The sequence below is a fragment of the Desulfoluna sp. CLI2B genome (assembly GCF_056847375.1).
In genome coordinates this window covers 4,675,169-4,700,125 of the sequence record NZ_CP186557.1, presented here as the reverse complement: position 1 = coordinate 4,700,125, position 24,957 = coordinate 4,675,169, and the positions used below count along the sequence as shown (strand labels likewise).

Sequence of the window (24,957 nt, the reverse complement as noted above, 5' to 3'; positions counted from 1 at the left end):
CTCATCCTTGATGTCGGTGAACGGTTTTTTTATAGTGGGGCAATCGCCGCGTGCCTGGTCCGGCCGGGTATCCGGCGGACTGCACGGGCGGCAGGCGTATTTAAACCAATCGTCAAGGACAAGGCACCATGGAAAAACAGGATAACACCGGCACCGAGGCGTCCGGAACCAAGGGCGGGCAGGAAGCCCCTCCCTTGCCCGGCATCAACTTCTCCACGTTTATTTTTTCCCTGAACTCTTCGGCATTGGTGCATCTGGGCATGATCACCGCACCCGGTGGCGGGGCCAAGGCCATCAACCTGCCCCTGGCCAAGCAGACCATCGATATCCTGGGGATGCTTGAGGAAAAGACCTCCGGCAATCTCACCGATGAGGAGATCAACCTGCTGACCAACATGCTCCATGATCTGCGGATGATGTATGTCAAGCTCAAGGAGCAGGGGGCGTAGGTGGAATTCAAGAGTCCTGCCAAGGTAAATCTTTTCCTGCACGTGACGGGCAGGCGGGAAAACGGGTACCACGACCTCTGCTCGCTGATGTGTGGTGTCGGCCTGTACGACCGGGTTGTCATCGAGCCGTCGGATGCGGGTATTTCCCTGTCCTGTGTGTACCCCGGGGTTCCCGAGGACGAAAGCAATCTGGCCTGGCGTGCCGCCTCTCTCTTTTTCGACGCCGCGGGCATTGACGGTGGCTGCCGCATCGCCATCGACAAGCGCATCCCGCCCGGGGCGGGCCTCGGGGGGGGCAGTGGAAACGCGGCAACGGTTCTTAAGGGACTCAACACCCTGTACGGAGGTCCCTTTGATGAGACGGCCCTGGAGGCCCTGGCCCTTCAGCTTGGAGCCGATGTCCCTTTTTTTATCCGATGTGCCCCGGTTTTGGCCACGGGGGTGGGGGCATGTTTTGAGTCCCTGCCGCCCATCAAGCCGTATCACCTGCTTATTATCTATCCGGGCACGGGGTTATCCACGGAAGAAGTGTATAAAAATCTCAAATTGGGATTGACAAAAAGTGAAAAAAAAATTAAAAGTCGTCTGTTGAATGAAGGGGTGATCGATCCTCTCCACCATCTTCATAACGACTTGGAACCCCCTGCGCAGAAGCTGTCACCGGCTGTCGGGGACGCCAAAGCGGCCTTGGAAAAGGCCGGAGCGGAAGGCGTGCTGATGTCCGGGAGCGGTTCGTCGGTTTTCGGCCTTTTCCGTGAGCCACAAGAGGCGCAGGCGGGGGAAACGCTGCTGATGTGCCTGAGGGGGGATAAGTCGAAAGAGTATGCCGGATGGCAGGTTTTTTTGGCTGAATTGTTGTTGACATTTTGAATATACATTGCAGGGGCGTCGTCAAGTGGTAAGACACTGGATTTTGATTCCAGCATTCGCAGGTTCGAATCCTGCCGCCCCTGCCAAATTTATTTATACCGGCAGTGTTTCCGGGAAAACGGGAATGGAATGAACGATCTTTCCATATTTACGGGGAACTCCAACAAAGAGCTTGCCCAGAAGGTGTCCAAGTATCTTTTTAAAGATCTTGGAAGCGCAAAGGTGAATCGCTTCAGCGACGGCGAGATCCAGATTGAAATTGAGGAGAATGTACGGAAAAAGGATGTGTACATCATCCAGTCCACATGCTCTCCCGTGAACGACAACCTTATGGAACTGCTTCTGATGATCGACGCCATGCGCCGATCGTCTGCGTCTCGTATCACGGCTGTCATTCCCTACTTCGGTTATGCGCGTCAGGATAAGAAGGTGGCACCGCGGGTTCCCATCTCGGCCAAGCTGATTGCCGATCTTCTTACCCACTCCGGTTCATGCCGTATCATCACCATGGACCTCCATGCAGGCCAGATCCAGGGTTTTTTCAACATTCCCGTGGACAACCTCTACGCCGCTCCCATCATCATTGAACGCATTCGAGAAGATTTTGCCGGGGAAGACCTGGTGATCGTGTCTCCCGATGCCGGTGGTGTGGAACGAGCCCGGGCCTTTGCCAAGCGCCTGGGATGCGGGCTGGCCATTGTGGACAAGCGTCGCGACCGTCCCAACGAAGCCAAGGCCATGGCGGTTATCGGTGATGTGGAAGGTAAGACGGCTATCATCCTTGATGATATGGTTGATACGGCCGGCACACTGACTGAAGCGTCCAACGCCATCAGCGAAATGGGTGCCAAGGAAGTCCACGCATGCTGCACGCATCCGGTTCTCTCCGGACCTGCCGTGGAACGTATTGAGAAATCAGCGTTGAAGAGTCTTGTTGCAACGGACACCATCCCCTTAAGCGAAGAGGCGAAGGCATGTGACAAGATCAAGGTCCTCTCCGTCGCCCCGCTGGTGGGTGAGGCCATCATTCGAAGCCATCGGGGTGACTCGGTTACGACGCTGTTTGTGTAATGACACCATTTTGAAAAATTAAGCAGGTTCTTCAGGAGGATCGATTTGGAACTTTTCGAACTTAAGACAAATATAAGGGAAACCAGAGGCAAGAACGCCGCGCGCGTTATTCGCAATGAGGGCCGGGTCCCTGCCGTTGTATACGGTGACAACATGGACGCCGTTGCTGTGGACGTACTCGTTGCCGACGTGGAAGAGGCTTTCAAGCAGAGCGAAACCATTCAGGTTGTTGTGAACCTGAAGGTGGGCGATGCCGAGCCCAAGGTCGCCATCATCAAGGATGTGCAGACCGACCCCACCCGCGGTGAATTCCGTCACGTGGATTTCCAGGTGGTGGCCCTTGACAAGAAGATCAAGGCCGTTGCTCCCGTTGAGACCGTCGGTAAAGCCGCAGGTCTTGAAATGGGCGGCATCCTCCAGGTCATCCGTCGTCAGCTCGACGTACTCTGCCTGCCCCTTGCCATCCCCACCTCCATCAAGGTGGATGTTACCGACCTCAAGATCGGCAAGTCCATCCACGTGGATGAGATCAAGATCGACGGCGTCGAGATTCCCCACAACGTCAACTTCACCGTTGTGACCGTTGTTCCTCCCAAAGGCATGAGCCTTACCGAAGAAGAGGAAGGGGAAGAAGGGGAAGAAGAGGCTTAGGCCTTTTTCCCAGCCCATGGCGACTACGGTCGCCATGGCTGAACCCAATGCCTGGTACAAGGGGGCCTTGCGCCCTCGAACTGAAGGTTCCTTCATTCCGCCGCACAGAAGATATTCTTCCTGCGGCGTTGATGGAAAAGAGTTTCTGTCTGTAACTGGTTATCATTATGAATGAATCTTCGGTCAGGCTGGTGGTGGGGCTCGGAAATCCGGGTGCCCGCTACGAGAACACACGACATAATATCGGATTTCGGGTTATTGATCGCCTGGCAGAGCGTCTCGGCATGTCGGTAACCCGATCTCGTTTTGACGCCCTCTACGCCAAGGGGCGCCATGAAGGCCGGGAGGTGATACTTGCCAAGCCCCAGTCCTTCATGAATCTGAGCGGCGGCCCTGTTCGGGCCCTGGCAGACTATTTTGATATTGCCCCCGGGGAGATCCTCGTTGTGTACGACGAAATCGATCTGCCCTATGGCCGCATGAAGATTGTTGCCAAGGGGGGGCACGGCGGCCACAACGGTGTCCGATCCCTGATCGATACCCTGAAGGACAGGGCCTTTGCCCGGATCCGCATGGGGGTCGGCAGGCCGGATCCCAGGATTGAGGTGAGTGACTGGGTTCTCGGCAGGTTTTCTGCCGATGAAGCAGCGTCCCTGGATCCTTTCATCGACCGTTCCGCCGATGCAGTGGAGGCCATTTTGACCCAAGGGTTGATCAAGGGGATGAACGCCTTTAACTGCATCAAGTAGGGTGTGTTTCGATTTTTCCACAACATGATGGAGGGGCGAATGGAAAATCTACCGACGGTGGGTATTTACGCGGGCCTCGCGGGTCTGGTCCTCCTCATGCTTCTTGCCTCCTTCGGTGGGCGCACCCTCTTCTCCGGGGCACTCCCCGGCTTTCGACGCACCACCGGTTCTGTTTTGTTCCGTGATGGTGGGCTTCTTTGCTTTATTTCCGCTTCGGTGGGCCGACCGGCCCCTAACTCTGTTTGCTTCTACTTCCGATGTTTACAATCTGTTTTTGAGGCCGCTGCCCACGTCAGTCGATTTGTGGCCCGGTTTCTGGTATGCTGCTTTTTTTGTGTGATGGGTGTGGCCCGCGGCGTATCGGGGGTATCTGTATGTGATTTTACAACCTTGTGTACCCAAGGTTAGACTATATAACTATATAAGATACACGTTTAACAAGAGAAAGGACAAAATCATGAGTATTTATGTAATTGGACACAAGATTCCTGATTCAGATTCCGTTTGTTCCCCCATCGCCCTGGCTTACCTGAAGAGCAAGCTCGGTGAAGACACCGTGGCAGCTGTGCAGGGTGACCTCAACCCCGAGACCACCTTTATCCTCGAAAAATTCGGCGTGGCCGCTCCCGAGATGAAGACCTCCTTTGCCGGTGAGTCTGTTTACCTCGTGGACCACTCCGACCTGGCTCAGAGCCCCGACGACCTGGGCGACGCCAAAGTTCTGGGGATCGTGGATCACCACAAACTCGGCGACGTCACCACCAGCGAGCCCCTCGAGTGCTGGATCCGTCCCGTAGGCTGTACCGGTACCATCGTCAAGGAGATGTTCGACGCAAGCGGCGTTGAGATTCCCAAGGACATCGCCGGCCTCATGCTGTGTGCCATCCTGAGCGACACCGTCATCTTCAAGTCCCCCACCTGCACCCCCGCCGACAAGAAAGCCGTTGAAGAGCTTGCGGCCATCGCCGGCGTTGACGACGTGGTTGCCCTGGGTGTTGAGATGTTCAACGTGAAGTCAGCCGTTGCCGGTACCCCCATCCGTGACCTGGTCAAGCGCGACTACAAGGATTTCAACATGGGCGGCAAGAAAGTGGGCGTTGGCCAGCTTGAGGTTGTTGACCTGGCTATCTTCGATGACATCAAGGCTGATCTGCTCAAGGACATCAACGAGCTCAAGGCCGAAGGCGAGCGCCACAGCGTGCTGCTTCTCCTCACCGACATCATGAAGGAAGGCTCCGAGCTCCTCATCGCTTCCGACGACACCGCCATCATCGAAAAGGCCTTCAACGGACAGTCTGCGGATTCCAAGATGTGGCTCGACGGCGTTCTGAGCCGTAAAAAGCAGGTTGTGCCCAACCTGGAAAAAGTGTTTGCCTAACGGCACCTGACCTTTCCGAGAAAAGGGGCCTGCCGCTCAGGTAAGGCCGGTCCCTTTGGTGCGGATTAAGAGTCATCAATGGCTGCCTCCTCGAAGGAGGCAGCCATTTTTTATGGCGGTCTTAGCCTTCGGGTGCTTGATAAACAGCCTGTACCCATGCGCAAAAACGCCTTTGGCGCGGGGTGCGCGGCCAGGACATGGAGCCTTTCTGCGGTGGCCGCAGTTTTCTCCTGTGGGTTTTTGTGATTTTCCGAGGGGATTTTGGTGTGAGCCCATGGCTCAGGAGCCGGGCTCCGATGAAGGCTTTTCCGGGGTTCAGGCCAAGGGGAAGAGGCCGTCAGGGTGTGTGGTGAAGGAAAAACATCTTCATTTTAGTGGGTTGCTGAGGGGTGATGATCATCTTTGCCATTGATAATGGCACAGGGGTGTGATATATTTCTTGAGATGACGATTTACCAGTTACATTTATCCTAATTTACTATTTGACTCGACGATTGCATACGACGATTCGAATCTTCTGTCAACAGCTTTTCTGTAAATTCATCGAATGAAGCTTTTGATGCCGTCGTTTGAGTAGCAACAGGTGAGGACATGGGACATACAGATAATCTGGAGTTTCAGGTAGGTGACCTCGCGGTATATCCGGCACACGGTGTGGGACGTATCGAATCCATCGAAATCAAAGAGATCGGTGGAGAGGATATGACCTTTTACATTATGAAAGTTCTTGAAAACGGCATGGTGATCATGATCCCCACCGCCAATGTGGAGTCTGTGGGGCTCCGGCGGGTAATCAAGGAACATGAGATCCCCAAGGTCTATGAAGTGATGACCCAGAAGCGCGAGTGCGCCTTCGACAACCAGACCTGGAACCGTCGTTACCGCGAATACATGGAAAAAATAAAAACAGGCTCCCTTTTCGACGTGGCTGAGGTGTTTCGGGACCTGTTCCTCTTGAGGCTGACCAAGGATCTCTCCTTTGGGGAGCGCAAACTGCTGGACACCGCCCAGAGCCTTCTTCTCAAGGAGCTGTGCATGGCCAAGCAGACGGACGAGAAGTCCATGATGAAGGAGATCGAGTCCCTCTTCAGCGATGAGGGTCTGGCCGGAACGCAACCTGAGTTGACGTAAAATCCATTGACGACCCATATCGAAAGTTTGGATCAGCAAGGCGCCTGTTCCGTGACGGTATCCACCGAAGATCACGGACGGCGCCTTGATCTGTTTGTGGCGGAGAAAGGGCTGGTGCTTTCACGCAGCCAGTCCGCCCACTTCATCAAAAACGGCTTTGTTACCGTGGACGGTGACGTGCGCAAGCCCAAACACAAGGTGCGCTGCGGTGAGTGCGTGCGGGTGGTGGTACCCGAAACCAAGCCCCTCACCGTGGAACCCGAAGCCATCGACCTGGACATCGTCCATGCCGACGAAGACCTGGTGGTGGTCAACAAGCCCCGGGGGCTGGTGGTGCATCCGGCTGCCGGGCATGAGTCGGGCACCCTGGTCAACGCCCTGCTGTATCATTTTCCCGACATGGAAGGGATTGGCGGGGAGCTGCGTCCCGGGATCGTTCACCGCCTGGATAAGGACACCACGGGTCTGCTGGTGGTGGCCCTGAACCAGAAAACCCACCTGGAACTCACCCGCCAGTTCAAAGAACGGGAGGTGAGCAAGCGGTACCGCGCCCTGGTGTACGGAGAGGTGTCCGAGGACCGGGGTATCATCGACCAGCCCATCGGCAGGGACCCCAGGGATCGCAAGCGCATGGGGGTGAACAGCCCGGTGGGCAGGCCCTCGGAAACCCATTATACCGTTTTGGACCGTTTCCCGGGTGCCACCCTGCTGGATGTGGACCTGAAAACGGGCCGGACCCACCAGATTCGCGTCCACACCCACTGGCTCGGTCATCCCGTGGTGGGGGACCCTGTTTACACGCGGCGTAAAGCAGATCGCGGGCTGCCCCAGGCAGCTCCTTTGCGGGCAGCCATTCGTGGGCTTTCCGGGCAGCTGCTCCACGCCCATACCCTTTCGCTTACCCACCCCGCAACAGGGCAGAGGATGACGTGGCAGGCACCGCTGCCCGAGGATTTTTCCGCCGTTGTCTCCTTGTTGTCCCCTTGAGGCGCGAAGTGCCTCTCCCTTAAGCATGCGTAGCCTTCAAGGGGGCCCACCCCTGTTGTTTTCCTCATGACACCCGTCATGTTCCCTCCTGGTTATTTCTATGTTGTTCCTCGCAAAATGCCTTGACATCTCCCCTGTTGTGGGACTAAGCATGAATGAGATTTATCCGAAATGCCTAGTCCCTCCGCTGAGAGGGCCCTTCGATTTTTGCAGAACGCTTCACCCCGCAAGTTGACGACCACCGGCAGTACCTGACCCTTTGGCCTGGCCTTTTTTTTGAGTCGGTATGTAACGATGTTCGCGAGACGGTATGGAGAATCGCTTATGGAATCGACATTGGCTCTGGATTACATCTATGTCATGTTTTTTATCCTGGGCGGGTTTATCGCCGCCTTCCTTCCTTTTGTCATCGCCTGGATGCTCCGCCCCGCAACTGTCGTCACCCCCCGCACCCACCAGACCTACGAGTGCGGTATCGAGCCCTTCAACCAGATGTGGGACTACCGCTTCGGAATTTCCTATTACCTCTATGCCCTGATCTTTTTGGCCTTTGACGTGGACGTCCTCTACCTCTTTCCCGTGGCCACGGTGTTCAACGCCGTCCCGGGCATGCGCGGGGCCGTGGAATTTTCCATTTTCATCGGCATTCTCAGCCTGGCTGTGGTCTACGCCTGGGCCAAAGGGGTCTTTACCTGGGAGAAGAGAAAGCAATGAAAGAGGTCGAACGCTACGCCCAGTCCTTGAGGCATGAAGCCGAAGCCGGTGCCGTCGCTGAAGAGGGGGGGGGCATCCTGGGATTTCCCCTGACCCGGCAGGTACTCCAGGTCTGCCAGGCCAACTCCCTGTGGCCCATGACCTTTGGTCTGGCCTGCTGCGCCATCGAGATGATGGCCACGGGCATGGCCCGTATGGACATGGCCCGTTACGGTGCAGAGGTCTTCCGTCCCTCAGCCCGCCAGTGCGACCTGCTCATCGTCTCCGGCACCGTGACCAAGAAGATGGCACCGGCCCTCATGACCCTCTACGAACAGATGCCCGCCCCCAAGTGGGTCATCGCCATGGGCAACTGCGCCATCTCCGGTGGTCCCTTCAAGGTGGAAGAGAACTACAGCGTCATCGAGGGGGTGGACACCCTGATTCCCGTGGATATCTACATCCCGGGATGCCCACCCCGGCCCGAAGCCCTCATCGAGGGGATCCTCAAGCTTCAGGAGAAGATCGCGGGCAAACGGCACCCCTGGCCCCAGCGGCGGTTCAAGAAAGAGACGAGAATTCATCCCATTGACTGAGTCTGCGGCGTACGTTCCCGTACGGCGTGATCTGTGAGGTGCAGTGTGAAGGCAAGCGATGCGGTGGCAACATTATCGGAGGCCGGGTTTTCAGCCGAATCCTCAGCCGTCCATGAAACCGGGGTCCATATCCAGGTGACCCTTGCGGCAGAGCAGGTGCGTTCCTTTGCCGAGTGGCTGAAGGGGGCAGGGTTTTTCATCGACTTTGTCACGGCCGTGGACGTCTCTCCCGCCCTTCAGGTCATCTACCAGTTTGCCCATTACGATGCCCCCTGCCGCATCAACGGCAGGACTCCGCTGCCCGCATCGGGGACCCTGGAGACCATCAGCGATATTTTCCAAGGGGCGGACTGGCACGAACGGGAGACCCGGGATTTTTTCGGGGTGGTCTTCTCCGGGCACCCCAACCTGACTCCCCTGATTCTCTGCGACGAAGACAAAGACTTAAAGCCCCTGCTCAAAACCGAGGCAAAACGCAAAGCCGCGGACAGCATCGGGTGGGGATAGCCCGCCTGAGGGCCCTGTGACGCTAAGCAGGCCCGTGGCATGAAACGGCACACCAACACGGAGCAGCCATGGTAACCAAGCTCGAAAAAATCGCCGGTCCAAGGCACCGGTTCCTGCTCAACATGGGTCCACAGCACCCCAGCACCCACGGGGTCCTGCGCGTGGTGCTGGAGATGGACGGCGAATACGCCATGGCCTTGGATCCGGTGTTGGGCTACGGGCACCGCATGCATGAAAAGATGGCCGAAGGCAGGCCCTATAACGGCTTTTATCCCAACACCGGGCGCATGGATTATCTGGGGGCGATTCTCTTCAACCACGGCTATGTGGGGCTTCTGGAGCGTGTGTGCAAGGTTTCCGTCCCGGAGCGGGCCGAGTACGTGCGGGTAATCACCTCAGAGCTTAACCGCATCGCCAGCCACCTGGTGGGCATTGGGGCCTACGTTCTGGACCTGGGGGCCTTTACCCCCATCCTCTACGCCTTTGACGATCGCGAAAAGATCCTCGATATCCTGGAGGAGACCACGGGCTCGCGCCTGACCTATTGTTACCTCCGTGTGGGTGGGGTGACAAAAGACATCGACGACACCTTTATCCGAAGGACCCGCAGCTTCATAGACCGCATGCGATCACGGCTCCCCATGTACCGGGACCTGGTCACCGACAACATCATCTTTTTGCGGCGCACCAAGGGCATCGGCGTCATCGACCGGGACATGGCCGCGCGATACGGGGTGACAGGACCCGTGCTCCGAGGCTCGGGCATCGCCTACGACGTGCGCAAGAGCGAGCCTTACTCCATCTACGATCGCTTTGACTTTGAGGTCCCCGTGGGCGAAAACGGCGACTCGTTCGACCGGTACATCGTCCGGATCCGGGAGATCGAGCAGAGCCTGCGCATCATCGAACAGGCCCTGGACGGGCTGCCCGAAGGGCCCGTCATGGAGAAGACCAAAAAACTGAAGCTGCCCGCCGGGGCCTGCAACTTTACTGTGGAGGCGGCCCGCGGCTCCCTCTCGTACTATCTGGTAGGGGACGGCAGCGATACCCCCTACCGCCTCAAGGTGAGGGTGCCCTCTTACAGCAACCTGAGCCCCCTGCCCGAACTCTGCAAAGGGATGCTCCTCTCGGACCTGGTGACGGCCATGGGGAGCCTGGACCTTGTGATCCCGGAAATCGACAGGTGATTATGGACACGATGCACTTTTCTTTCGGCGACATGATGCGGCTGGTGATCGCTTTTGTGATGCTCATCTCCCTGGTGTTTATCAACGCACTGGTCATGGGCTACCTGGAGCGCAAGGTGGCGGCCAGAATCCAGCGGCGCTGGGGACCCATGGAAGTGGGCGTCCAGGGCTGGCTCCAGATGGTCATCGACGGCATCAAGATCATCGCCAAGCAGCTCATCGTCCCCAGGGACGCCGATCGCACTGTTTTTCGCGTAGCGCCCCTGCTCTCCTTTACCCCGGTGGTGCTTCCCTTCCTGGTGATGCCTTTTTCCAAAGGCCTGGTGGGGCGGGACATCAACCTGGGGCTCATCTTCGTGCTGGCGGTTTCCTCCATCAACGTGCTTTCCATCTTTGTTGCGGGGTGGGCCTCCAACAACAAATACTCCCTTTTCGGATCGGTACGCTCGGTCTCCCAGAACATCGCCTACGAGATCCCCATCCTTTTGTCCCTGCTCTCGGTGGTGCTCATCACCAATACCTTCAGCATGCAGGGCATCGTGGCCGCCCAGGGGAAGGTGTGGTTCGTCCTGGTTCAACCCGTGGCCTGCCTTATCTACCTGATCTCGGCCACGGCCGAGACCAACCGGGCTCCCTTTGACCTGCCCGAAGCCGAAAGCGAGCTCACCGCCGGGTACCACACCGAGTACAGCGGGTTCGGGTTCTCTCTGTTCATGATCGCCGAGTACGGCAACATGTTTATCGTCTGCGCCGTGGCCACGGTGCTCTTTTTCGGCGGGTGGCACGGCCCCTTCAGCGGGGAGTACTTAGGGGCCCTCTGGTTTCTTCTGAAGGTGTTTCTCCTGATGCTTACCATGATCTGGGTCCGCTGGACCTATCCGAGGGTGCGGTTCGATCAGCTCATGAACCTTGCCTGGAAATACCTGATCCCCTTTTCCCTGGTGAACCTTCTTTTAACCGCGTTGGTGGTGGCGTTGCTATGAGTGGATACTTCAGCGATCTGATAACCGGAAGCAAGAGCCTGCTGGTGGGCCTGGGGGTCACCTTCAAAGCCATGGTCTCTCCCGTGGTGACGGTGCAGTACCCCCGGGAGAAGATCGACGTGACCCCGTCGGTCAGGGGCCACATCGACCTGGTAAAGGACGAGACCACAGGGACCCACCGGTGCATTGTCTGCCTCTCCTGCATGAAGATCTGCCCCTGCCAGTGCATCACCGTGGAAGGGGAGAAGCAGGAGGGCGTCAAGGGCAAGGTGCTGACCCTGTTTACCCTGGATTTTACCAAGTGCAGCCTCTGCGGCCTTTGCGTGGAATCCTGTAAACCCCGGGCCATCGATTTTTCCAGTGAGTACGAACTGGCGGGCTTCTCCCGGGAGGAGTTCTTCTATGACCTCCTGAAACGCGTAAAGGAGCGGGAATGAACGTGTTGATGGATCTCTTATTCTTTGGCTTTCTCGTGCTGACCATGGCAGGGGCCTTGCTGGCCGTGCGGGCCGGGGTGCTCATGCACGCCGTTTTAGGATTGGCCGTCTCCCTGCTCGGGGTGGCTGGCCTCTACCTCTATCTGGGGAGCCCCTTTCTCACCCTCATGCAGGTGCTCATTTACGTGGGGGCCATCTGCGTGGTGCTCGTCTTCGGCATCATGGTGGGCTATACCCCCAAACTGAGCTGGCGGAGAGGGGGCTCCATGGGCCGCTATGCCTTCCTGGGCCTTGTGGCCTCCGGGGCCGCTGCCTTCTTCCTCATGGTTATGGTCATCGGTCAAACCGACTGGGTCCCGGCTTCTGAACGCCTGGGAGATTTTTCCATCGAGCACGTGGGCAAAGGCCTTCTTCTCACCTGGTGCCTTGCCTTTGAGATGATCTCCGTGGTGCTCCTTGTGGCCATCGTGGGGGCCATTATCCTGGCCCGGGGCGGGCGGGAGGAGGTGAACCCATGAGCTTTCACGCCACCCTGGACACCTATCTGATCCTGGCCCTTTTTCTCCTGATGATGGGCATCTACGGCATGATCCGCCATAAGACCTTCATCGGTATGCTGATCTCAACGGAACTGGTCCTGAACGGCGCAGGCCTCAACTTCATGGCCTTCAATAAATTTCTGGCCCCGGACCCCGCCGTGGGCCAGATCTTTACCCTCTTTATCATGGGCATCGCCGCTGCCGAAGCCGCCATCGCTATCAGTTTCATCCTGGCGGTCTACAGAAAGTTCTCCTCCGGCGACCCCAGGGACGTGACCGACTTGAAAGGGTAGTGGATAAAAAACGTCTGTGGTGAAAGGCGTTTCAAAAAGCCTGCCTTCTATGGCTAAAGTCGAGAGCAAAAGCAAGCCTCCGGCGGCGAGGGTGGCGAAGCCACAATAGCGAAAACACCTCGAAAGCTGGTTGCCCTTGCGCTTTACCCTTCGCTCCTCAGGGCAAAGCGCAAGGGCCTTCGACTCGGGCTTCGCCCGACACAACCGCTGAAGGTGTGTGCGGTCTGGCACACAAGGTTCGACCTAACTCGATACGTTGTCGTTACTTGACCATTTCAGCGTGTTTTTAGAAGAATGAAATGAGCTTCTCTGCAAAGACAGTTGCCAAATGTCACACATCACGCGAATGCCCCGATAACGCAGGTAGAATGGCTATCTCCATGCATTCGCCTCAGGGTTTCAAGGTGCCCCCACCTTGCCGCTGGAGGCTTTTTTAATCTGAATAGTTACGCTTTTTCTAACCCAAACAGTGACCCTCACAAGGCTGATAGAGATGATTGAGACGACTCCCGGCATGTTGATACTCACCGCTGTCATTCCCATGGTGGCGGCTTTTCTGGTGATGATCTCGGGCAGGCGGCCCAACCTCCGCGAGGCGTGGTCGGTGGTGGGGGCGGTGCTGACCTTTGCCTCGGTGGTGAACCTGGCGCCCCGGGTACTGGCAGGGGAGGTCCTCTCCTATACCTATGCGGAGATTCTGCCCGGGGTGGGGGTGACCCTGAAGCTTGACGGACTGGGCCTCATCTTTGCGGGCACCTCCTCGTTTCTCTGGATCCTTGCAGCCTTTTACTGCGTGGGGTACATGCGGGGCCTTGAGGAACACGCCCAGACACGGTTTTACGTCTGCTATGCGGCGGCGGTGGGGGCGGCCATGGGCGCTGCCTTTGCAGGGAACCTCTTTACCCTCTACCTCTTTTACGAGATCGTCTCGGTGGTCACCTACCCCCTGGTGATGCACCACCAGGACGCAGATGGCTACGAAGGGGGGAGGAAGTACCTCATCTACCTCTTTTTTACCTCCAAGGCCTTTCTTCTGACGGGTATGGCCCTGGTGTACCTTACGGCAGGGACCCTGGATTTCGGCTCAGGCATCATGGACGGGATTTTCCCGGCCGGAACCGGCAAGGTTCTGGTGGTGTCGAGTTTCCTTCTCTTTCTCTTCGGGTTTGCCAAGTCCGGGGTCATGCCCTTTCACAACTGGCTGCCCTCGGCCATGGTGGCACCCACCCCGGTGTCGGCCCTTCTCCACGCGGTGGTGGTGGTAAAGGTCGGGGTCTTTTCCACGGCCCGGGTCATGCTTTCGGTTTACGGGGTGAACCTTCTCCACAGCACGGGGCTGGGGCTTTTCACGGCTTACTTCGTCAGCTTTACCATCCTCTGTGCTTCGGTCATCGCCCTGACGAAAACCAACCTCAAGGCCCGCCTTGCCTACTCCACGGTGAGCCAGCTCTCCTATATCCTTTTGGGGGTGGCCCTTTTGACACCCACGGGAGTCACCGGAGGCATCGTGCACATCACCAACCACGCCTTTTCCAAGATCACGCTCTTCTTCTGCGCCGGGGCCATCTTTGTGGTCTCGGGCAAGAGCGATATCCGGGAGATGGGCGGGCTGGGGTACCGCATGCCCTGGACCATGGGGGCCTTTGCCCTGGCATCCCTTTCCATGATCGGGGTGCCGCCGGTGAGCGGGTTTGTGAGCAAGTGGTACCTTGCCCTGGGCACCGACCCCTGCATATTCTACGGCATTCTGCTCACCGTGCTTTTGGTGAGCAGCCTTCTTAATGCGGGATATTTTGTGCCGGTGGTGATCAAGGCCTTTTACGGCGCGCCCCTTCCTGAAGACCAGGGCAAGACAGGAAGCTTGGAGCAGACGCCCCTGGCCCGTTTCATGGTGGTGCCCTTGACGGTCACCGCTATTTTTTCGGTGCTGTTCGGGCTCTATCCGGATCTTTTTTTCAAACTCATCTCGGTGCTTGATGTGGGCTTTTTCACCGGGCTGACTCAGGCGACAGCGGGGTTGTGATGGTCAAATTCATAGGCTTTTTACGAAACCGGTCCGGGCTTCTTACCTGGCTCTTTTTCCTCTGGCTGGGCTTTACCGTGCTGTTTGACGTCACGATTTCCCGGCACGACCCCCATTTTTTCGGGGACAACGTCATCGGGTTCTGGTCGGCCTTCGGGTTTTTGGGCTGCCTTGGGATGGCGTTTGTCTGCAAGGGGATCTATCACCTTTGGCTGATGCAGGATGAGGACTACTATGACAAGTCATGAGCTGTTCATGCACCCCACCACCTGGTTTTTCCTGGCAGCGGTGGCCATGCCCCTGTTGAAGCGGATCCACCCCGTGCTCATGAAGTTGGCGCTGGTGGGAGTTCCCGCTCTTTCCATTGTGCTGATCTACCAGCTTCCGGAGAGTTTCGGCACGGTGACCTGGATGGGGTTTGACCTTGTCTTCGGACGGGTGGACAAGCTGACCTTTGTCTTTTTGAATGTCTTCACCCTTATGGCCCTTATCGGTGGCTTTTACAGCCTTCACGTCAAAGAGAGCGGCCACCACACCGCCGCCTTTCTCTACGTGGCCGGCTCCATTGGGGTGACCCTCTGCGGGGATTACCTCACCCTGTTCGCTTTCTGGGAACTCATGGCCTTTGCCTCCACCTTCCTTGTCTGGTACCGAAAAAAGAAAAAATCCGTTGAGGCGGGGTTTCGTTACCTTTTGGTGCACACCGCAGGGGGGTTGGTGCTTCTGGCGGGCATCTTCCTGCGTTACCAGAACGTGGGGCTCGAAGGGCTGGCCTTTGAGCAGATCGCCCGGGACGGGGCCACCCTGGCCGACTACCTTATTATGATCGGGTTTATGCTGAACGCCGCCGTGCCCCCCATCCACGCCTGGCTTCCCGATGCCTACCCCGAGGCCACCGTGGCAGGGGCCGTCTTCATGTGTGCCTTTACCACCAAGACAGCCGTCTATGTCCTGGCCCGCGCTTTCCCCGGATTCGAGGCCCTGGCCATTCTGGGGGCCATCATGACCCTCTACGGCGTTGCTTACGCCGTCATCGAAAACGACGCCAGGCGGATTCTCGCGTATCATATCGTCAGCCAGGTGGGATACATGGTATGCGGCATCGGCATCGGAACCGCCATGAGCATCAATGGCGCCTGTGCCCACGCCTACGCCCACATCCTCTACAAGGCCCTTCTCTTCATGGGCGTGGGAGCTGTCCTGGAGATGACCGGAAAATCCAAGCTGAGCGACCTGGGCGGGCTGTGGAAGCACATGCCCTGGGCCATGGTTTTCACGGTCATCGGCGGTATCTCCATCTCGGGCTTTCCCCTGACCAGCGGGTTTGTGAGCAAATCCATGATCATCGCAGGGGCAGGGGCTGACCATCGTCCCGTGCTGCTGGTGATGCTCACCCTGGCCTCGGTGGGGACCTTCCTGTCCGTGGGCATCAAGCTGCCCTACTATATCTGGTTCGGCAAAGACTCCGGCGTGGAAGGGCGCGAGGCCCCCTGGAACATGAACCTGGCCATGGCCGTCGCCGCCTTTTTCTGCTTCTTCCTGGGCTTCGGACCCGGCACGCGCTGGCTCTACCAGATGCTTCCCTTTGGCGTGGGCTACCATCCCTACAGCGCCTATCATCTTTCCGAGACGTTTCAGATTTTAAGTTTCACAGGCTTAGGTTTCTACCTCATGGTGAAGAAACTGACTCCCGAAGACCACATGAGCCTGGACCTCGACTGGTTCTACCGAAAAGGGGCCCGTGTATTTATGTGGGTGGCGTCAAAACCCATCCACGCCTTCAACGAATGGATGGACAACGTCTACCGCACCATTGGCACCCCCCTTTCCATGGTCCTGGCCAGGGCCTTTACCTGGTTCGATAAAGAGGGGATCGATTTTACCATCGACGGGTCCGCACGGCAGGTGGTGGAAGGCGGCAACAAACTCCGGCAGGTCCAGACCGGTCAGGTCCAGCAATACATCGGCAGCGCCGTGGCCGCCATCTTCGTGATCCTGGCTGCTGTCGTCTTTTTTGTGTAATCGCAGGGGGGGCCTCCGGCGGCCAGGGGATAAATCCCCCGGACCCCAAGGTACGGGAATGCTCTGTACCTTCGTTCCTCAGGTCCATCACATTCCCTGACGGGCTTCGCCCGTGGCAAGTACAGGGTGCATGATTACTGGCAGGTACATGCTGTTGGTATGGTCAATGAATTGTAAAAATGAGGATGTGTGTTTTTTTAGCGATGGAATTCGAAAGTCTGCACCTAAACCGACCGACTTCCTTACGGGCGCAGCCCGAGCCGAAGGCCATTGCGCTTTGCCCTGAGGAACGAAGGGCAAAGCGCAATGGCAATAAGCTTTCGAGGTGGCTCACCTCGCCGCCGGAGGCAGGTTTTTTCTTTAATCATAGAAGGCTCATTTCTTTCTCGTTTTACTGACATTGGGGACGTATGGACACCTATCTGATTGCAAACACGTTGGGCTATCCTGTTTTATCGATCCTTGTGTTGTTGCCGCTTGTGGGGGGGCTGGTGACCTTTTTCCTTCAGGGGGAGAAGGTGCTGAAGGCATGGGGGCTTGTGGTGACCACGACAACGGCGGTGCTTTCGTTGCCTTTGTACACGTCCTTTCAGCACGGCACGGCCCTGTACCAGTTTGCCGAGGTGGCCCATTGGTTTCCCTTCCTTGACCTGAGTTACGTGGTGGGGGTGGACGGCATCAGTGTGCTTCTGGTGCTGTTGACGAGCCTTATCATGCCTTTATGCGTTCTCTGTTCCTGGACGTACATTACGGAGCGCCACAAGGAGTTCATCTGTGTGCTGCTTCTCATGGAGGCTTCCATGATCGGGGTCTTCGTGAGTCTGAACCTGGTCCTCTTTTTTATCTTCTGGGAGGCGATGCTGGTGCCCATGTACCTGCTCATCGCTGTCTGGGGCGGGGAGCGTCGGGACTACGCTTCCATCAAATTTTTTCTCTACACCCTGCTGGGCAGCGTGTTTCTGCTGGTCTCCATTGCGGTGCTTTACATCCGGTGCGGTACTTTTTTCATTCCGGCCTTGATGGACGTGGGCTTTCCCTTTGGCTTTCAGGTGTGGCTCTTTCTGGCCTTTACCCTTGCCTTTGCCATCAAGATACCCATGTTTCCGCTTCACACCTGGCTTCCGGCGGCCCACGTGGAGGCCCCGGTGGCCGGCTCCGTTATCCTTGCCAGCATCCTGCTGAAGATGGGGGGCTACGGTTTTTTGCGGTTCTGCCTGCCCATGACACCTGCCGCCACCCTTTATTTTGTGCCCTGGCTCATCGGGCTTTCCCTGATCTCCATTGTGGCCGGGGGCTACCTGGCCCTGGGCCAGAGCGACGTGAAAAAACTGATCGCCTATTCCAGCGTGGGGCACATGGGGTTTGTGACCCTGGGGATTTTTCTGTTGACCACAGGGGGGCTCCAGGGGGCCATGCTCCAGATGATCAACCACGGCATTGTCACCGGCGCTCTCTTTATCCTGGTGGGGATCATTTACGAGCGCACCCACAGCCGGGAGATCGAGGAGAACAAGGCCCTGGGCATGCTGATGCCTGCCTATGTCTCCTACCTGGTCGTCTTTTCCCTGGCCTCCTTCGGGTTTCCGGGGACCAACAGCTTCGTGGGGGAGTTTCTCGTGCTTGTCTCGGCCTTCAAGGTGAGCACCACCGTGGGACTCATCGCCATTTTGGGGGCCATTCTGGCCGCGGCCTACATGCTTCGCCTTGTGCAGGCCATGGTCTGGGCCGACTCCGACGGGCACGCCCACGCAGATGACGGCAAGGGGCACACACTCTGGGACCTGAACCTGCGCGAAATCGTGACCCTGGGCTTTTTGCTGGTCTTTGTCTTCTGGATCGGCCTGAATCCCAAGCCCTTGATCCGCGTCATGGAGCCCAGCCTCGCCCACCTGCTCCAGCAGGTGGAGGAGGCACGTGAGCTCCCCCATGGCACCTTGCACTCTTCACTGGAACCGGGGCGTTGCATGGACGGGGCGCAGCCGTAAGGATTAACACAAAAGCCTGCCTCCGGCGGGTCGCTTTTTGAAAAAAGCTCCGCAAAAACTTTCCGGTTACTCGTCAGGCTAAATCGATTGGTAGACAATGACATTCGAGTGAGCCGAAATAGTTACTGAAAACCTGTTTGTCAAACTTTTCAAAAGTTTGGCCCCCCGGCAGGGCCGCCGGAGGCATGGCTTGAAATTGGGGAATGGGGTGGACATTTTGCTGATTTTTCTGCCTGAGTGTGCGTTGATGGCCATGGCGCTGGTGCTTTTTTTCGCGAGCCTTGCCTCCTGGAATGTGAAGCGTGTGTACGGGGCGTCCCTTGTGATGGGGGCCACGGTGGTGGTGTGCGCGGTGGCATCCTGGGGCCAGGAGGGGGACCTGTTTTTCGGGGCGTATCAGGTGGACGCCTTTTCCCAGCTCTTCAAGATCGTCATTACCATGGGGCTGTTTGTGGTGCTGGTCATGGGGGAGGGGCTCAAGGGCATTGAGGAGAAGCTGCGGCCCGAGTACTTTCTTTTTGTGACGGTGAGCGCGGCAGGGCTGGTGTCCAGCGCCGTGGAGCTCATCACCATTTTTATCAGCCTGGAGGTCTCCTCCTTTGCCCTGTATGTGATTATTCCTTTTCGAAAGGCAGGGGCCAGGCATCGGGAGCAGATGGAGGCGGGGATCAAGTATGTGTTGTTCGGGGCCATTGCCAGCGGCATTTCTCTGTTTGGCATGAGCTATGTTTTCGGCATCGCCCACACCACGTACCTTGCCGATCTCGGGGGCCGTGGCCCCGGGCCTTCTTGGGGCAAGCCCCATGCTCATTGTGGGGCTGGTGATGATGCTGGCCGGGTTTTTCTTCAAGCTGGCCCTGTTTCCCCCATGCATTTCTGGGCGCCGGGATTGTGGGCCTGGTTGATCGCCGGGTTCGTGGCCACCATTCCCAAGGCAGGGGCCGTGGCCCTTCTCATCCGGTTCATCTCCCTTGCCGCCGGAACCGAGCTTGGGGATTTCAACTGGATACTGGCCTCTTTTGCGGTTTTTTCCATGGTGCTGGGCAACCTGTCGGCCCTGGTGCAGGAGGATGTGAAGCGTCTTCTGGCTTACTCCAGCATTGCCCACGCCGGGTACGTGATGGTGGCCCTTCTCTGTGTGAACCTTCTGGGGTTTGCCACGGCGGTCTACTACATCGCCGGGTACATGATGATGAACCTGGCCTGTTTTTACGTGGTTTACCATGTGGGACAGGAAGGGGAAAATGTGACCATGGACTCCCTGACCGGGTTGTACCGACGCTCTCCCATGCTGGCCCTGGTCCTGGCCGTGGGGGCCTTTGGCATGGCAGGGATTCCGCCCACGGTGGGTTTTTTCGGCAAGCTCTTCATCTTTACCGCCGCCATTCAAAAATCCCTTTACGCTCTGGTGATCATCACCGTGATCAACGCCGGGATTTCCGCTTTTTACTATCTGAAGCTGGTGCGCGCTGCCTACTCCCCGGCAGAGGACCCGGGCGAAACCCTGCCCGTGGGCAAGCCCGCCTCGCTTCTCGGCATCGGCCTCATGGCCGCCATCCTCCTGGTGGGGATTTTTCCCCAGTTTTTCATGGAGGTGGCGGAAATGGCGGTGGGAACCCTGATGGTGCGATAGACGGTTTGTTGTGTGCCCTTTACATGTTACCCGAAGGGGCTGATTCGCCCATGTGGTCCAGTTGCCGGGTGAGGTCATTCATTTCGGCGCGCCAGAAGTTTTCCGAGCCCCAGTCGGGAAAGAGGGTCTTAAAGCGGTAGTCCTGCCTCTGGCGGCTGCACCAGGCCAGAAAGTAGATCATGCGCATGGCGCGCAGGGGCTCCACGAGGCGCAGGGTGCGGTCGTCGAATTCCCGGAACTGCTCGTAGCCTTCGAGCAGGAGGTTGAACTCCCGGCGGCAGCTTGCCACCCGGTCGGGCAGGAGCAGCCAGATGTCCTGGACAGCCGGGCCCGTGGCCATGTCGTCGAAGTCGATGATGAGCAGGCCCTCGTGGTCTCTGGACAGGAAGTTTTTGAGGTGGCAGTCCCCGTGGAGGCGAATGATGTCCGCATCCGGGACCGCATCAAAGGCCCGGCGTGCTTCGTCGTGGACCGATTCCAGAACCTTTCTGACCTCCGGGGTCATGTGGGGCGGGATGTCCCGGCCGGAGAGGAGCCAGTCGATGTCGTCTTTCAGGGATTTTTCCGGGTGAAGGTGGACCCGGTGGGGGCTTGAACCGGCTGACCCCGTCATGTGGACCCTGCCCAGGAGGGTTCCGACCCTGCGCCAGTCTTCGTCGGTGTTGAGTTCCATCTCCCTGCCGGAGCGCTTGTCAAAGACGGCAAAGAGGATGCCGTTCACCTCGCCCAGGGTGCACCCGTCGGAAAGGGCAAGGGGGGGGACCACAGGAATCTCGTTTGCCACGCAGTCCATCATGAAGCGATGCTCATCTTCGATGGCCTCTTTTTTCCAGCGGCCGGGGCGGTAAAACTTTACCACATAGCGCTTGCCAGAAAACGCCAACAGCTCATAGACCCGGTTGATGTAGCTTGGCAAGGGGGAGGTGAGCCCTGTGAGGCGCTCGCCCACGGCCTGTTCCACGGCGCCGAGCAGGACGTCCGGGGTCAGGGATGAAAAGCCGTCTTCTGGATATGATGTGTCATCTTTCATAGGCGTACGTATAGCAGATATTGCCCCCGGAGAAAACAGCGGGGCCCGCCCTTCGGCGATTGATGGCCTTTCGCCCATTGCGATGCCGCGATATACGATGTGCCGGGAAATACTCTGCGGGTGTCGCGAGAGAATAAATACTCTGTTTTGTGAGTAAAAATATGTCCATTTATGATTGCTTTGTGCTATAGTGTTTGACCATAAGATCGGGTGTGCCGGCCTGTCGAGTAGTCAACACCTTGCATAGTAATGATCCCGCAATACATCTCCATGTCGGATTGGCGCGACAATGGCCTGGGGCTGGGAACCATGACATCGTCATGGCGAAGGGCATCAAGAACCGAGACGATGCCCCGCAACAACGGGTTGTTAACCTGTCAGCAGGCATCTGACGTTGATGCACTGGCTTGCTTTTGTGTCCCCGTGCGATTTTCTTTCCTTGTATTGCTTTCTTCACAATCCTGCCGGTATTCCCCTTTTTCCAAGCCCCTCCATGCCTGTTTGACAAGGGTGAACCCACCGTCATGGATCCTGGGGCTTTGAAAGCACAAACAGCATTTCTGAACGCACAACAATACTTTGAGATCTACCTCACATGGGCCGCAGACCGCCAAGGTCCCCGGATTCAGTCATGGGCCCATGCCGCCATGCATTATATCCAGGCGACAGCCCTGGTTCGTAATATCTATAGCTATTTGATGCCGTAAGTCTGATTTGACAACGTTATTCCAAAAACCTAAGCGGAGGCGGACATGACTCATCCTCAGGCAGAGTATCTCAAGACGACCCGGTTTTGCGATTACGATCATCCCGATGTGATTCGGCAGGCACGAGCTGTGACAGCGACCATCACAAACGACACGGAAAAAGCCGTGGCGATTTTTTACTGGGTGCGCGATAAAATTCTCTATCGTGTGGGGGACTGGCACAAGCGGGCTTCCGAGACCCTGTACGAACGTGAAGGGACCTGCACCAACGCAGCAAACCTGTTTGTGGCCATGTGTCGTGCCGCCGGGCTTCCCGCCGGGTACGGTGTGCTTCGGGTCAAGGGGAAAAGTTACTTCGGACCGGTGATGCTTCCGTTGTTCCGGCAGTTTATGAGTGCGGAGTCCGTGCACGTCTATGGCGCTGTTTTTCTCGAGGGGCGCTGGGTTCAGGTGGACCCGTCGGATGATTACGATTTTTGCCGCGCCACCGGGCATTTTAACCCCACGGCCAAGCTGGTGGACTGGGACGGCAAGAACCACGCCATGCTGCACTTAGACCCCAACGATATCCTCAACGTGTCCTGTCCGGTCCCCTCCATTGACGACCAGATGCTCAAAGCCAAAAAGAACGGCAAGGGCGTCCGTGCCCTCATGGGCAGCACCTACGTCCGGCATGCTGCTGGCCGTGGTCTCCAGCTGCGACGAATTGCAGCCACTTTTTGTGAAGTACCTGTTCCGGAAGAAGTTTCATCTCTATCTTTTCTGGCAGTATCTGAGATGCGTCCTATTTATTCGCCGGATGAACCGGGAGCCGCAGATGCTCCCGGACATTTCATAAACACGCCAGGGGTCTCGGTGAAGGTGATGCCAAGGGCTCAGGGTGGACACTGGAGAGATGATGACAGGCGCATTGCATGTGTGTAAAAAAAAGAATGCATCCTCCGGGGCGTTGTACAACAGTCGTCTGCTTAAGTTCTGTGACAACTACGCCCGGGAGAAGTATGCACTGTTGAGCCTGGAACCGGTGTATCAAGCCGCCGGAATTCGCAAGTACGAGATCGATGATCCAGGCCACTGGTTTACCCAGGATCAGTGCGACAAGTACTATTTTTCTCTCATGGATATGTGCGGCAGCCCGGAGTTCGCAAGGGAAGCCGGTCGGTATATCATCCGCTCCAAAGAGATGTGGGTGGTCCGGCAGTTCATTCTGGGCATGGTCTCTCCGTCCGCCTTTTTTTCCACCATTGAGCGTAATTACTGCAAGGTGAGCAGAGGTGTCCACGCCACGGCCCACCTCACGGGAAAAGAGTCGGCGGAGATGACCTGTCGCCCGGCCCCCGGAACCGCTATCAAACCCTATCAGTGCGATGTGTGCGTGGGAATCCTGGAGGCTGTCGGGCTTCTTTTTACCAATGCCTTTGCCCATGTGAAGCACACGGAGTGCATCCATAAAGGGGGCGAAGCCTGCCGATTTGAGGTGACCTGGAGCGCGGCGCCTTCTGTGGTGTGGCGTCGGATGCGAAATCGTGCCTTTGTGGTGGGAGCGCCCCTGGGCATCGGGATGGCGGTGCTGTTTCCGTCACCCCTTGTCCTGTTGCTCAGCTGTTCTCTTTTTCTCGCGATCGCGGGCCTTGGGGGGGTGGCTCATCACAAGCGGGAAGAGGAGCTGCTGAACATCATCCAGGCCCAGGGGAATTATGCCGGGGACCTGGCAGAAGACGACAACATCCGCAACCGGCACTCGCTGCTGATCAAGAGCATCAGCCAGGAAGCAGCCATGACCGACTCCCAGGAGGGTGGGGCCCAGGGGGTGATCAATGTCATGGCCCGGCACCTGGATTACGACCGCATTGCCTTCTTTTTTTATGACGGCAAGCGGCTGAAGCTGGCCTCCCAGGTGGGGTACACCCCGGCCCAGGTGGATCATTTCAAGGAGCAGGGGAGTGGTACACCAGGACGGAGTCCATGACCCGGGTGCTCTGGAACAAAGAGAACATCGTGGTCAACGGGGTGAAGGGGTTTTCCGAGACCACGCTGTTCGGCCCTGATTTCCCCGATGTCCAGGCCCTGGAGAGCCTTCTGGTGGTGCCCGTGACCATGGAAGGGCGGATCTCGGGGGTGCTGGTGGCAGCCAACCTCCACGGCAAGCGGGCCCTGACCCAGGGAGACTTAAGCCTTCTTATCGGGGTGGCCACCCAGGTGGGGCTCAGCATCGACAACGTGGGCAAGCGGCGAGAGCTGGCCGAACGGGAGCGGCGCTATCGCAAGCAGGTACAAAAGGGACTGGAAGATGAGCGGCGACGCATCGCCTTTGATCTTCACGACCACGTGGCCCAGGACCTGGGCTCCCTGATGATTACCGCCCGGATGATGCAGGAGATGGCGTCCCGGAAAGAGGCGGTGCCACCCGGGGACCTCCAGGCCTTTGTGTCGGTTCTGAAGGGCTCCATCGACTCGGTCCGCAACATTGCTTATGATCTGCAGCCACCGTCACTGGCTCAGTTCGGCCTGGTGCATACCATCAAGGTGTACGCAGCGGATTACTCGGAAAAATACGGGGTGGAGGTGGATTTCCGGGTGGCAGGGGTCCGTGAGGCCCTCCTTGAGTACGACACGAAAATCAATTTTTTCCGCATCATCCAGGAATCCCTGGCCAATATCTACAAGCATGCCTACGCCGACAAGGTCTTCATCCGCCTGGTTTTTTCTCACCCCAACCTGATCCTTCGCATTCGCGACAACGGCAGCGGATTCATGCCCCAGGCCCTGGAGGGCGGGGTCTCCTGCGGGCGACACATGGGGCTGCGAAACATGGAGGAGCGGGCCCGCCTCATGAAGGGAACCTTTCGCATCTATTCGTCTCCAGAGAAGGGGTGTGAGATCGTGGTGGAGGTGCCCCTGGAGCGTGAAGAGGAGAAGGAGGAAGGGGCTGTCCGGCCGCCGGAAGGGTGAGGCAATCGAACAGAACGTCGTGAACGACACGTTGTTTTTTTGACCTGTCCGATTTTCCGAAGTCATCACGTGTGGTCGCACTTT

The 24,957-nt window shown here is 57.6% G+C and carries 25 protein-coding genes and 1 tRNA gene; 25 read left to right on the top strand and 1 reads right to left on the bottom strand.

The features are described from left to right. Positions 1-128 precede the first annotated feature (128 nt). The 22 genes from ACOYW2_RS21950 to ACOYW2_RS21845 all read left to right on the top strand — a co-directional run bounded on the left by ACOYW2_RS21950 (position 129) and on the right by ACOYW2_RS21845 (position 20,184). A complete protein-coding gene (locus tag ACOYW2_RS21950; protein ID WP_482767992.1) occupies positions 129-449 on the top strand; it encodes a DUF1844 domain-containing protein in 321 nt (106 codons plus the stop codon). Then, positions 450-1,319: a 4-(cytidine 5'-diphospho)-2-C-methyl-D-erythritol kinase gene (gene ispE, locus ACOYW2_RS21945; RefSeq protein ID WP_482767991.1), complete on the top strand. Its 870-nt coding sequence runs from the start codon at positions 450-452 to the stop codon at positions 1,317-1,319. An 11-nt stretch (positions 1,320-1,330) separates the two neighbouring features. Further along, positions 1,331-1,405, top strand: a tRNA-Gln gene (locus ACOYW2_RS21940). 43 nt (positions 1,406-1,448) lie between these two features. Further along, positions 1,449-2,390 carry a ribose-phosphate diphosphokinase gene (locus ACOYW2_RS21935; RefSeq protein ID WP_180142652.1) on the top strand — a complete coding sequence of 314 codons (942 nt, stop codon included), beginning with the start codon at positions 1,449-1,451 and terminating at the stop codon, positions 2,388-2,390. A 45-nt stretch (positions 2,391-2,435) separates the two neighbouring features. After that, a complete protein-coding gene (locus ACOYW2_RS21930) occupies positions 2,436-3,041 on the top strand; it encodes a 50S ribosomal protein L25 (protein WP_482418092.1) in 606 nt (201 codons plus the stop codon). Between the two features lie 167 nt (positions 3,042-3,208). Next, positions 3,209-3,790, top strand: a complete 582-nt coding sequence (gene pth, locus ACOYW2_RS21925) for an aminoacyl-tRNA hydrolase (protein ID WP_482420023.1) — start codon at positions 3,209-3,211, stop codon at positions 3,788-3,790. A gap of 457 nt (positions 3,791-4,247) precedes the next feature. Further along, a complete protein-coding gene (locus tag ACOYW2_RS21920; protein WP_482420022.1) occupies positions 4,248-5,168 on the top strand; it encodes a manganese-dependent inorganic pyrophosphatase in 921 nt (306 codons plus the stop codon). Positions 5,169-5,759: 591 nt separating this feature from the next. Next, positions 5,760-6,299, top strand: coding sequence for a CarD family transcriptional regulator (locus ACOYW2_RS21915; RefSeq protein WP_482418089.1), 540 nt, complete (start codon positions 5,760-5,762; stop codon positions 6,297-6,299). A 51-nt stretch (positions 6,300-6,350) separates the two neighbouring features. Then, the gene (locus tag ACOYW2_RS21910) at positions 6,351-7,286 is read left to right on the top strand and encodes an RluA family pseudouridine synthase (RefSeq protein WP_482767990.1); all 936 of its coding nucleotides are present in this window, start codon (positions 6,351-6,353) and stop codon (positions 7,284-7,286) included. 324 nt (positions 7,287-7,610) lie between these two features. Further along, a complete protein-coding gene (locus ACOYW2_RS21905) occupies positions 7,611-8,000 on the top strand; it encodes an NADH-quinone oxidoreductase subunit A (RefSeq protein ID WP_482418087.1) in 390 nt (129 codons plus the stop codon). Then, positions 7,997-8,575 carry an NADH-quinone oxidoreductase subunit B gene (locus tag ACOYW2_RS21900; RefSeq protein WP_482418086.1) on the top strand — a complete coding sequence of 193 codons (579 nt, stop codon included), beginning with the start codon at positions 7,997-7,999 and terminating at the stop codon, positions 8,573-8,575. Before ACOYW2_RS21905 ends, ACOYW2_RS21900 begins: the two co-directional genes overlap by 4 nt. Before the next feature lie 63 nt (positions 8,576-8,638). Further along, positions 8,639-9,082, top strand: coding sequence for an NADH-quinone oxidoreductase subunit C (locus ACOYW2_RS21895; RefSeq protein ID WP_482767989.1), 444 nt, complete (start codon positions 8,639-8,641; stop codon positions 9,080-9,082). Positions 9,083-9,150: 68 nt separating this feature from the next. Next, entirely contained in the window at positions 9,151-10,269 is a 1,119-nt protein-coding gene (locus ACOYW2_RS21890; protein ID WP_482418084.1) for an NADH-quinone oxidoreductase subunit D, read from the top strand. A gap of 2 nt (positions 10,270-10,271) precedes the next feature. Next, positions 10,272-11,252: an NADH-quinone oxidoreductase subunit NuoH gene (gene nuoH, locus ACOYW2_RS21885; protein ID WP_482767988.1), complete on the top strand. Its 981-nt coding sequence runs from the start codon at positions 10,272-10,274 to the stop codon at positions 11,250-11,252. Then, positions 11,249-11,689, top strand: coding sequence for a NuoI/complex I 23 kDa subunit family protein (locus ACOYW2_RS21880; RefSeq protein WP_482418082.1), 441 nt, complete (start codon positions 11,249-11,251; stop codon positions 11,687-11,689). Before nuoH ends, ACOYW2_RS21880 begins: the two co-directional genes overlap by 4 nt. Further along, positions 11,686-12,207 (top strand): NADH-quinone oxidoreductase subunit J family protein, encoded by a 522-nt coding sequence (locus ACOYW2_RS21875; RefSeq protein WP_482767987.1) that lies wholly within the window; start codon positions 11,686-11,688, stop codon positions 12,205-12,207. Before ACOYW2_RS21880 ends, ACOYW2_RS21875 begins: the two co-directional genes overlap by 4 nt. Beyond that, on the top strand, positions 12,204-12,521 hold the full coding sequence (gene nuoK, locus ACOYW2_RS21870) for an NADH-quinone oxidoreductase subunit NuoK (RefSeq protein WP_482418080.1): 318 nt from the start codon (positions 12,204-12,206) through the stop codon (positions 12,519-12,521). Before ACOYW2_RS21875 ends, nuoK begins: the two co-directional genes overlap by 4 nt. 493 nt (positions 12,522-13,014) lie before the next feature. Next, on the top strand, positions 13,015-14,544 hold the full coding sequence (locus ACOYW2_RS21865; RefSeq protein ID WP_482767986.1) for a monovalent cation/H+ antiporter subunit D family protein: 1,530 nt from the start codon (positions 13,015-13,017) through the stop codon (positions 14,542-14,544). Beyond that, positions 14,544-14,792 (top strand): hypothetical protein, encoded by a 249-nt coding sequence (locus ACOYW2_RS21860; RefSeq protein ID WP_482418078.1) that lies wholly within the window; start codon positions 14,544-14,546, stop codon positions 14,790-14,792. Before ACOYW2_RS21865 ends, ACOYW2_RS21860 begins: the two co-directional genes overlap by 1 nt. Continuing rightward, on the top strand, positions 14,779-16,566 hold the full coding sequence (locus ACOYW2_RS21855; protein WP_482767985.1) for a Na(+)/H(+) antiporter subunit D: 1,788 nt from the start codon (positions 14,779-14,781) through the stop codon (positions 16,564-16,566). Before ACOYW2_RS21860 ends, ACOYW2_RS21855 begins: the two co-directional genes overlap by 14 nt. Positions 16,567-16,976: 410 nt before the next feature. Beyond that, the gene (locus ACOYW2_RS21850; protein ID WP_482767984.1) at positions 16,977-18,551 is read left to right on the top strand and encodes a complex I subunit 4 family protein; all 1,575 of its coding nucleotides are present in this window, start codon (positions 16,977-16,979) and stop codon (positions 18,549-18,551) included. A 190-nt stretch (positions 18,552-18,741) separates the two neighbouring features. Beyond that, positions 18,742-20,184 carry an NADH-quinone oxidoreductase subunit N gene (locus tag ACOYW2_RS21845; RefSeq protein WP_482767983.1) on the top strand — a complete coding sequence of 481 codons (1,443 nt, stop codon included), beginning with the start codon at positions 18,742-18,744 and terminating at the stop codon, positions 20,182-20,184. Between the two features lie 19 nt (positions 20,185-20,203). On the opposite strand, the gene ACOYW2_RS21840 is transcribed toward ACOYW2_RS21845, so the two are convergent. Then, on the bottom strand, positions 20,204-21,214 hold the full coding sequence (locus tag ACOYW2_RS21840; protein ID WP_482767982.1) for a serine/threonine protein kinase: 1,011 nt from the start codon (positions 21,212-21,214) through the stop codon (positions 20,204-20,206). A 752-nt stretch (positions 21,215-21,966) separates the two neighbouring features. On the opposite strand from ACOYW2_RS21840, the gene ACOYW2_RS21835 reads away from it, so the two are divergent. The 3 genes from ACOYW2_RS21835 to ACOYW2_RS21825 are packed head-to-tail and all read left to right on the top strand — an operon-like array spanning position 21,967 to position 24,873. After that, positions 21,967-22,845: a transglutaminase-like domain-containing protein gene (locus ACOYW2_RS21835; protein WP_482420010.1), complete on the top strand. Its 879-nt coding sequence runs from the start codon at positions 21,967-21,969 to the stop codon at positions 22,843-22,845. Next, entirely contained in the window at positions 22,838-23,890 is a 1,053-nt protein-coding gene (locus ACOYW2_RS21830) for a hypothetical protein (RefSeq protein ID WP_482767981.1), read from the top strand. Before ACOYW2_RS21835 ends, ACOYW2_RS21830 begins: the two co-directional genes overlap by 8 nt. Beyond that, positions 23,887-24,873, top strand: coding sequence for a GAF domain-containing sensor histidine kinase (locus ACOYW2_RS21825; protein ID WP_482420007.1), 987 nt, complete (start codon positions 23,887-23,889; stop codon positions 24,871-24,873). The genes ACOYW2_RS21830 and ACOYW2_RS21825 overlap by 4 nt, the downstream gene beginning before the upstream one ends. The last annotated feature ends 84 nt before the right edge of the window (positions 24,874-24,957 follow it).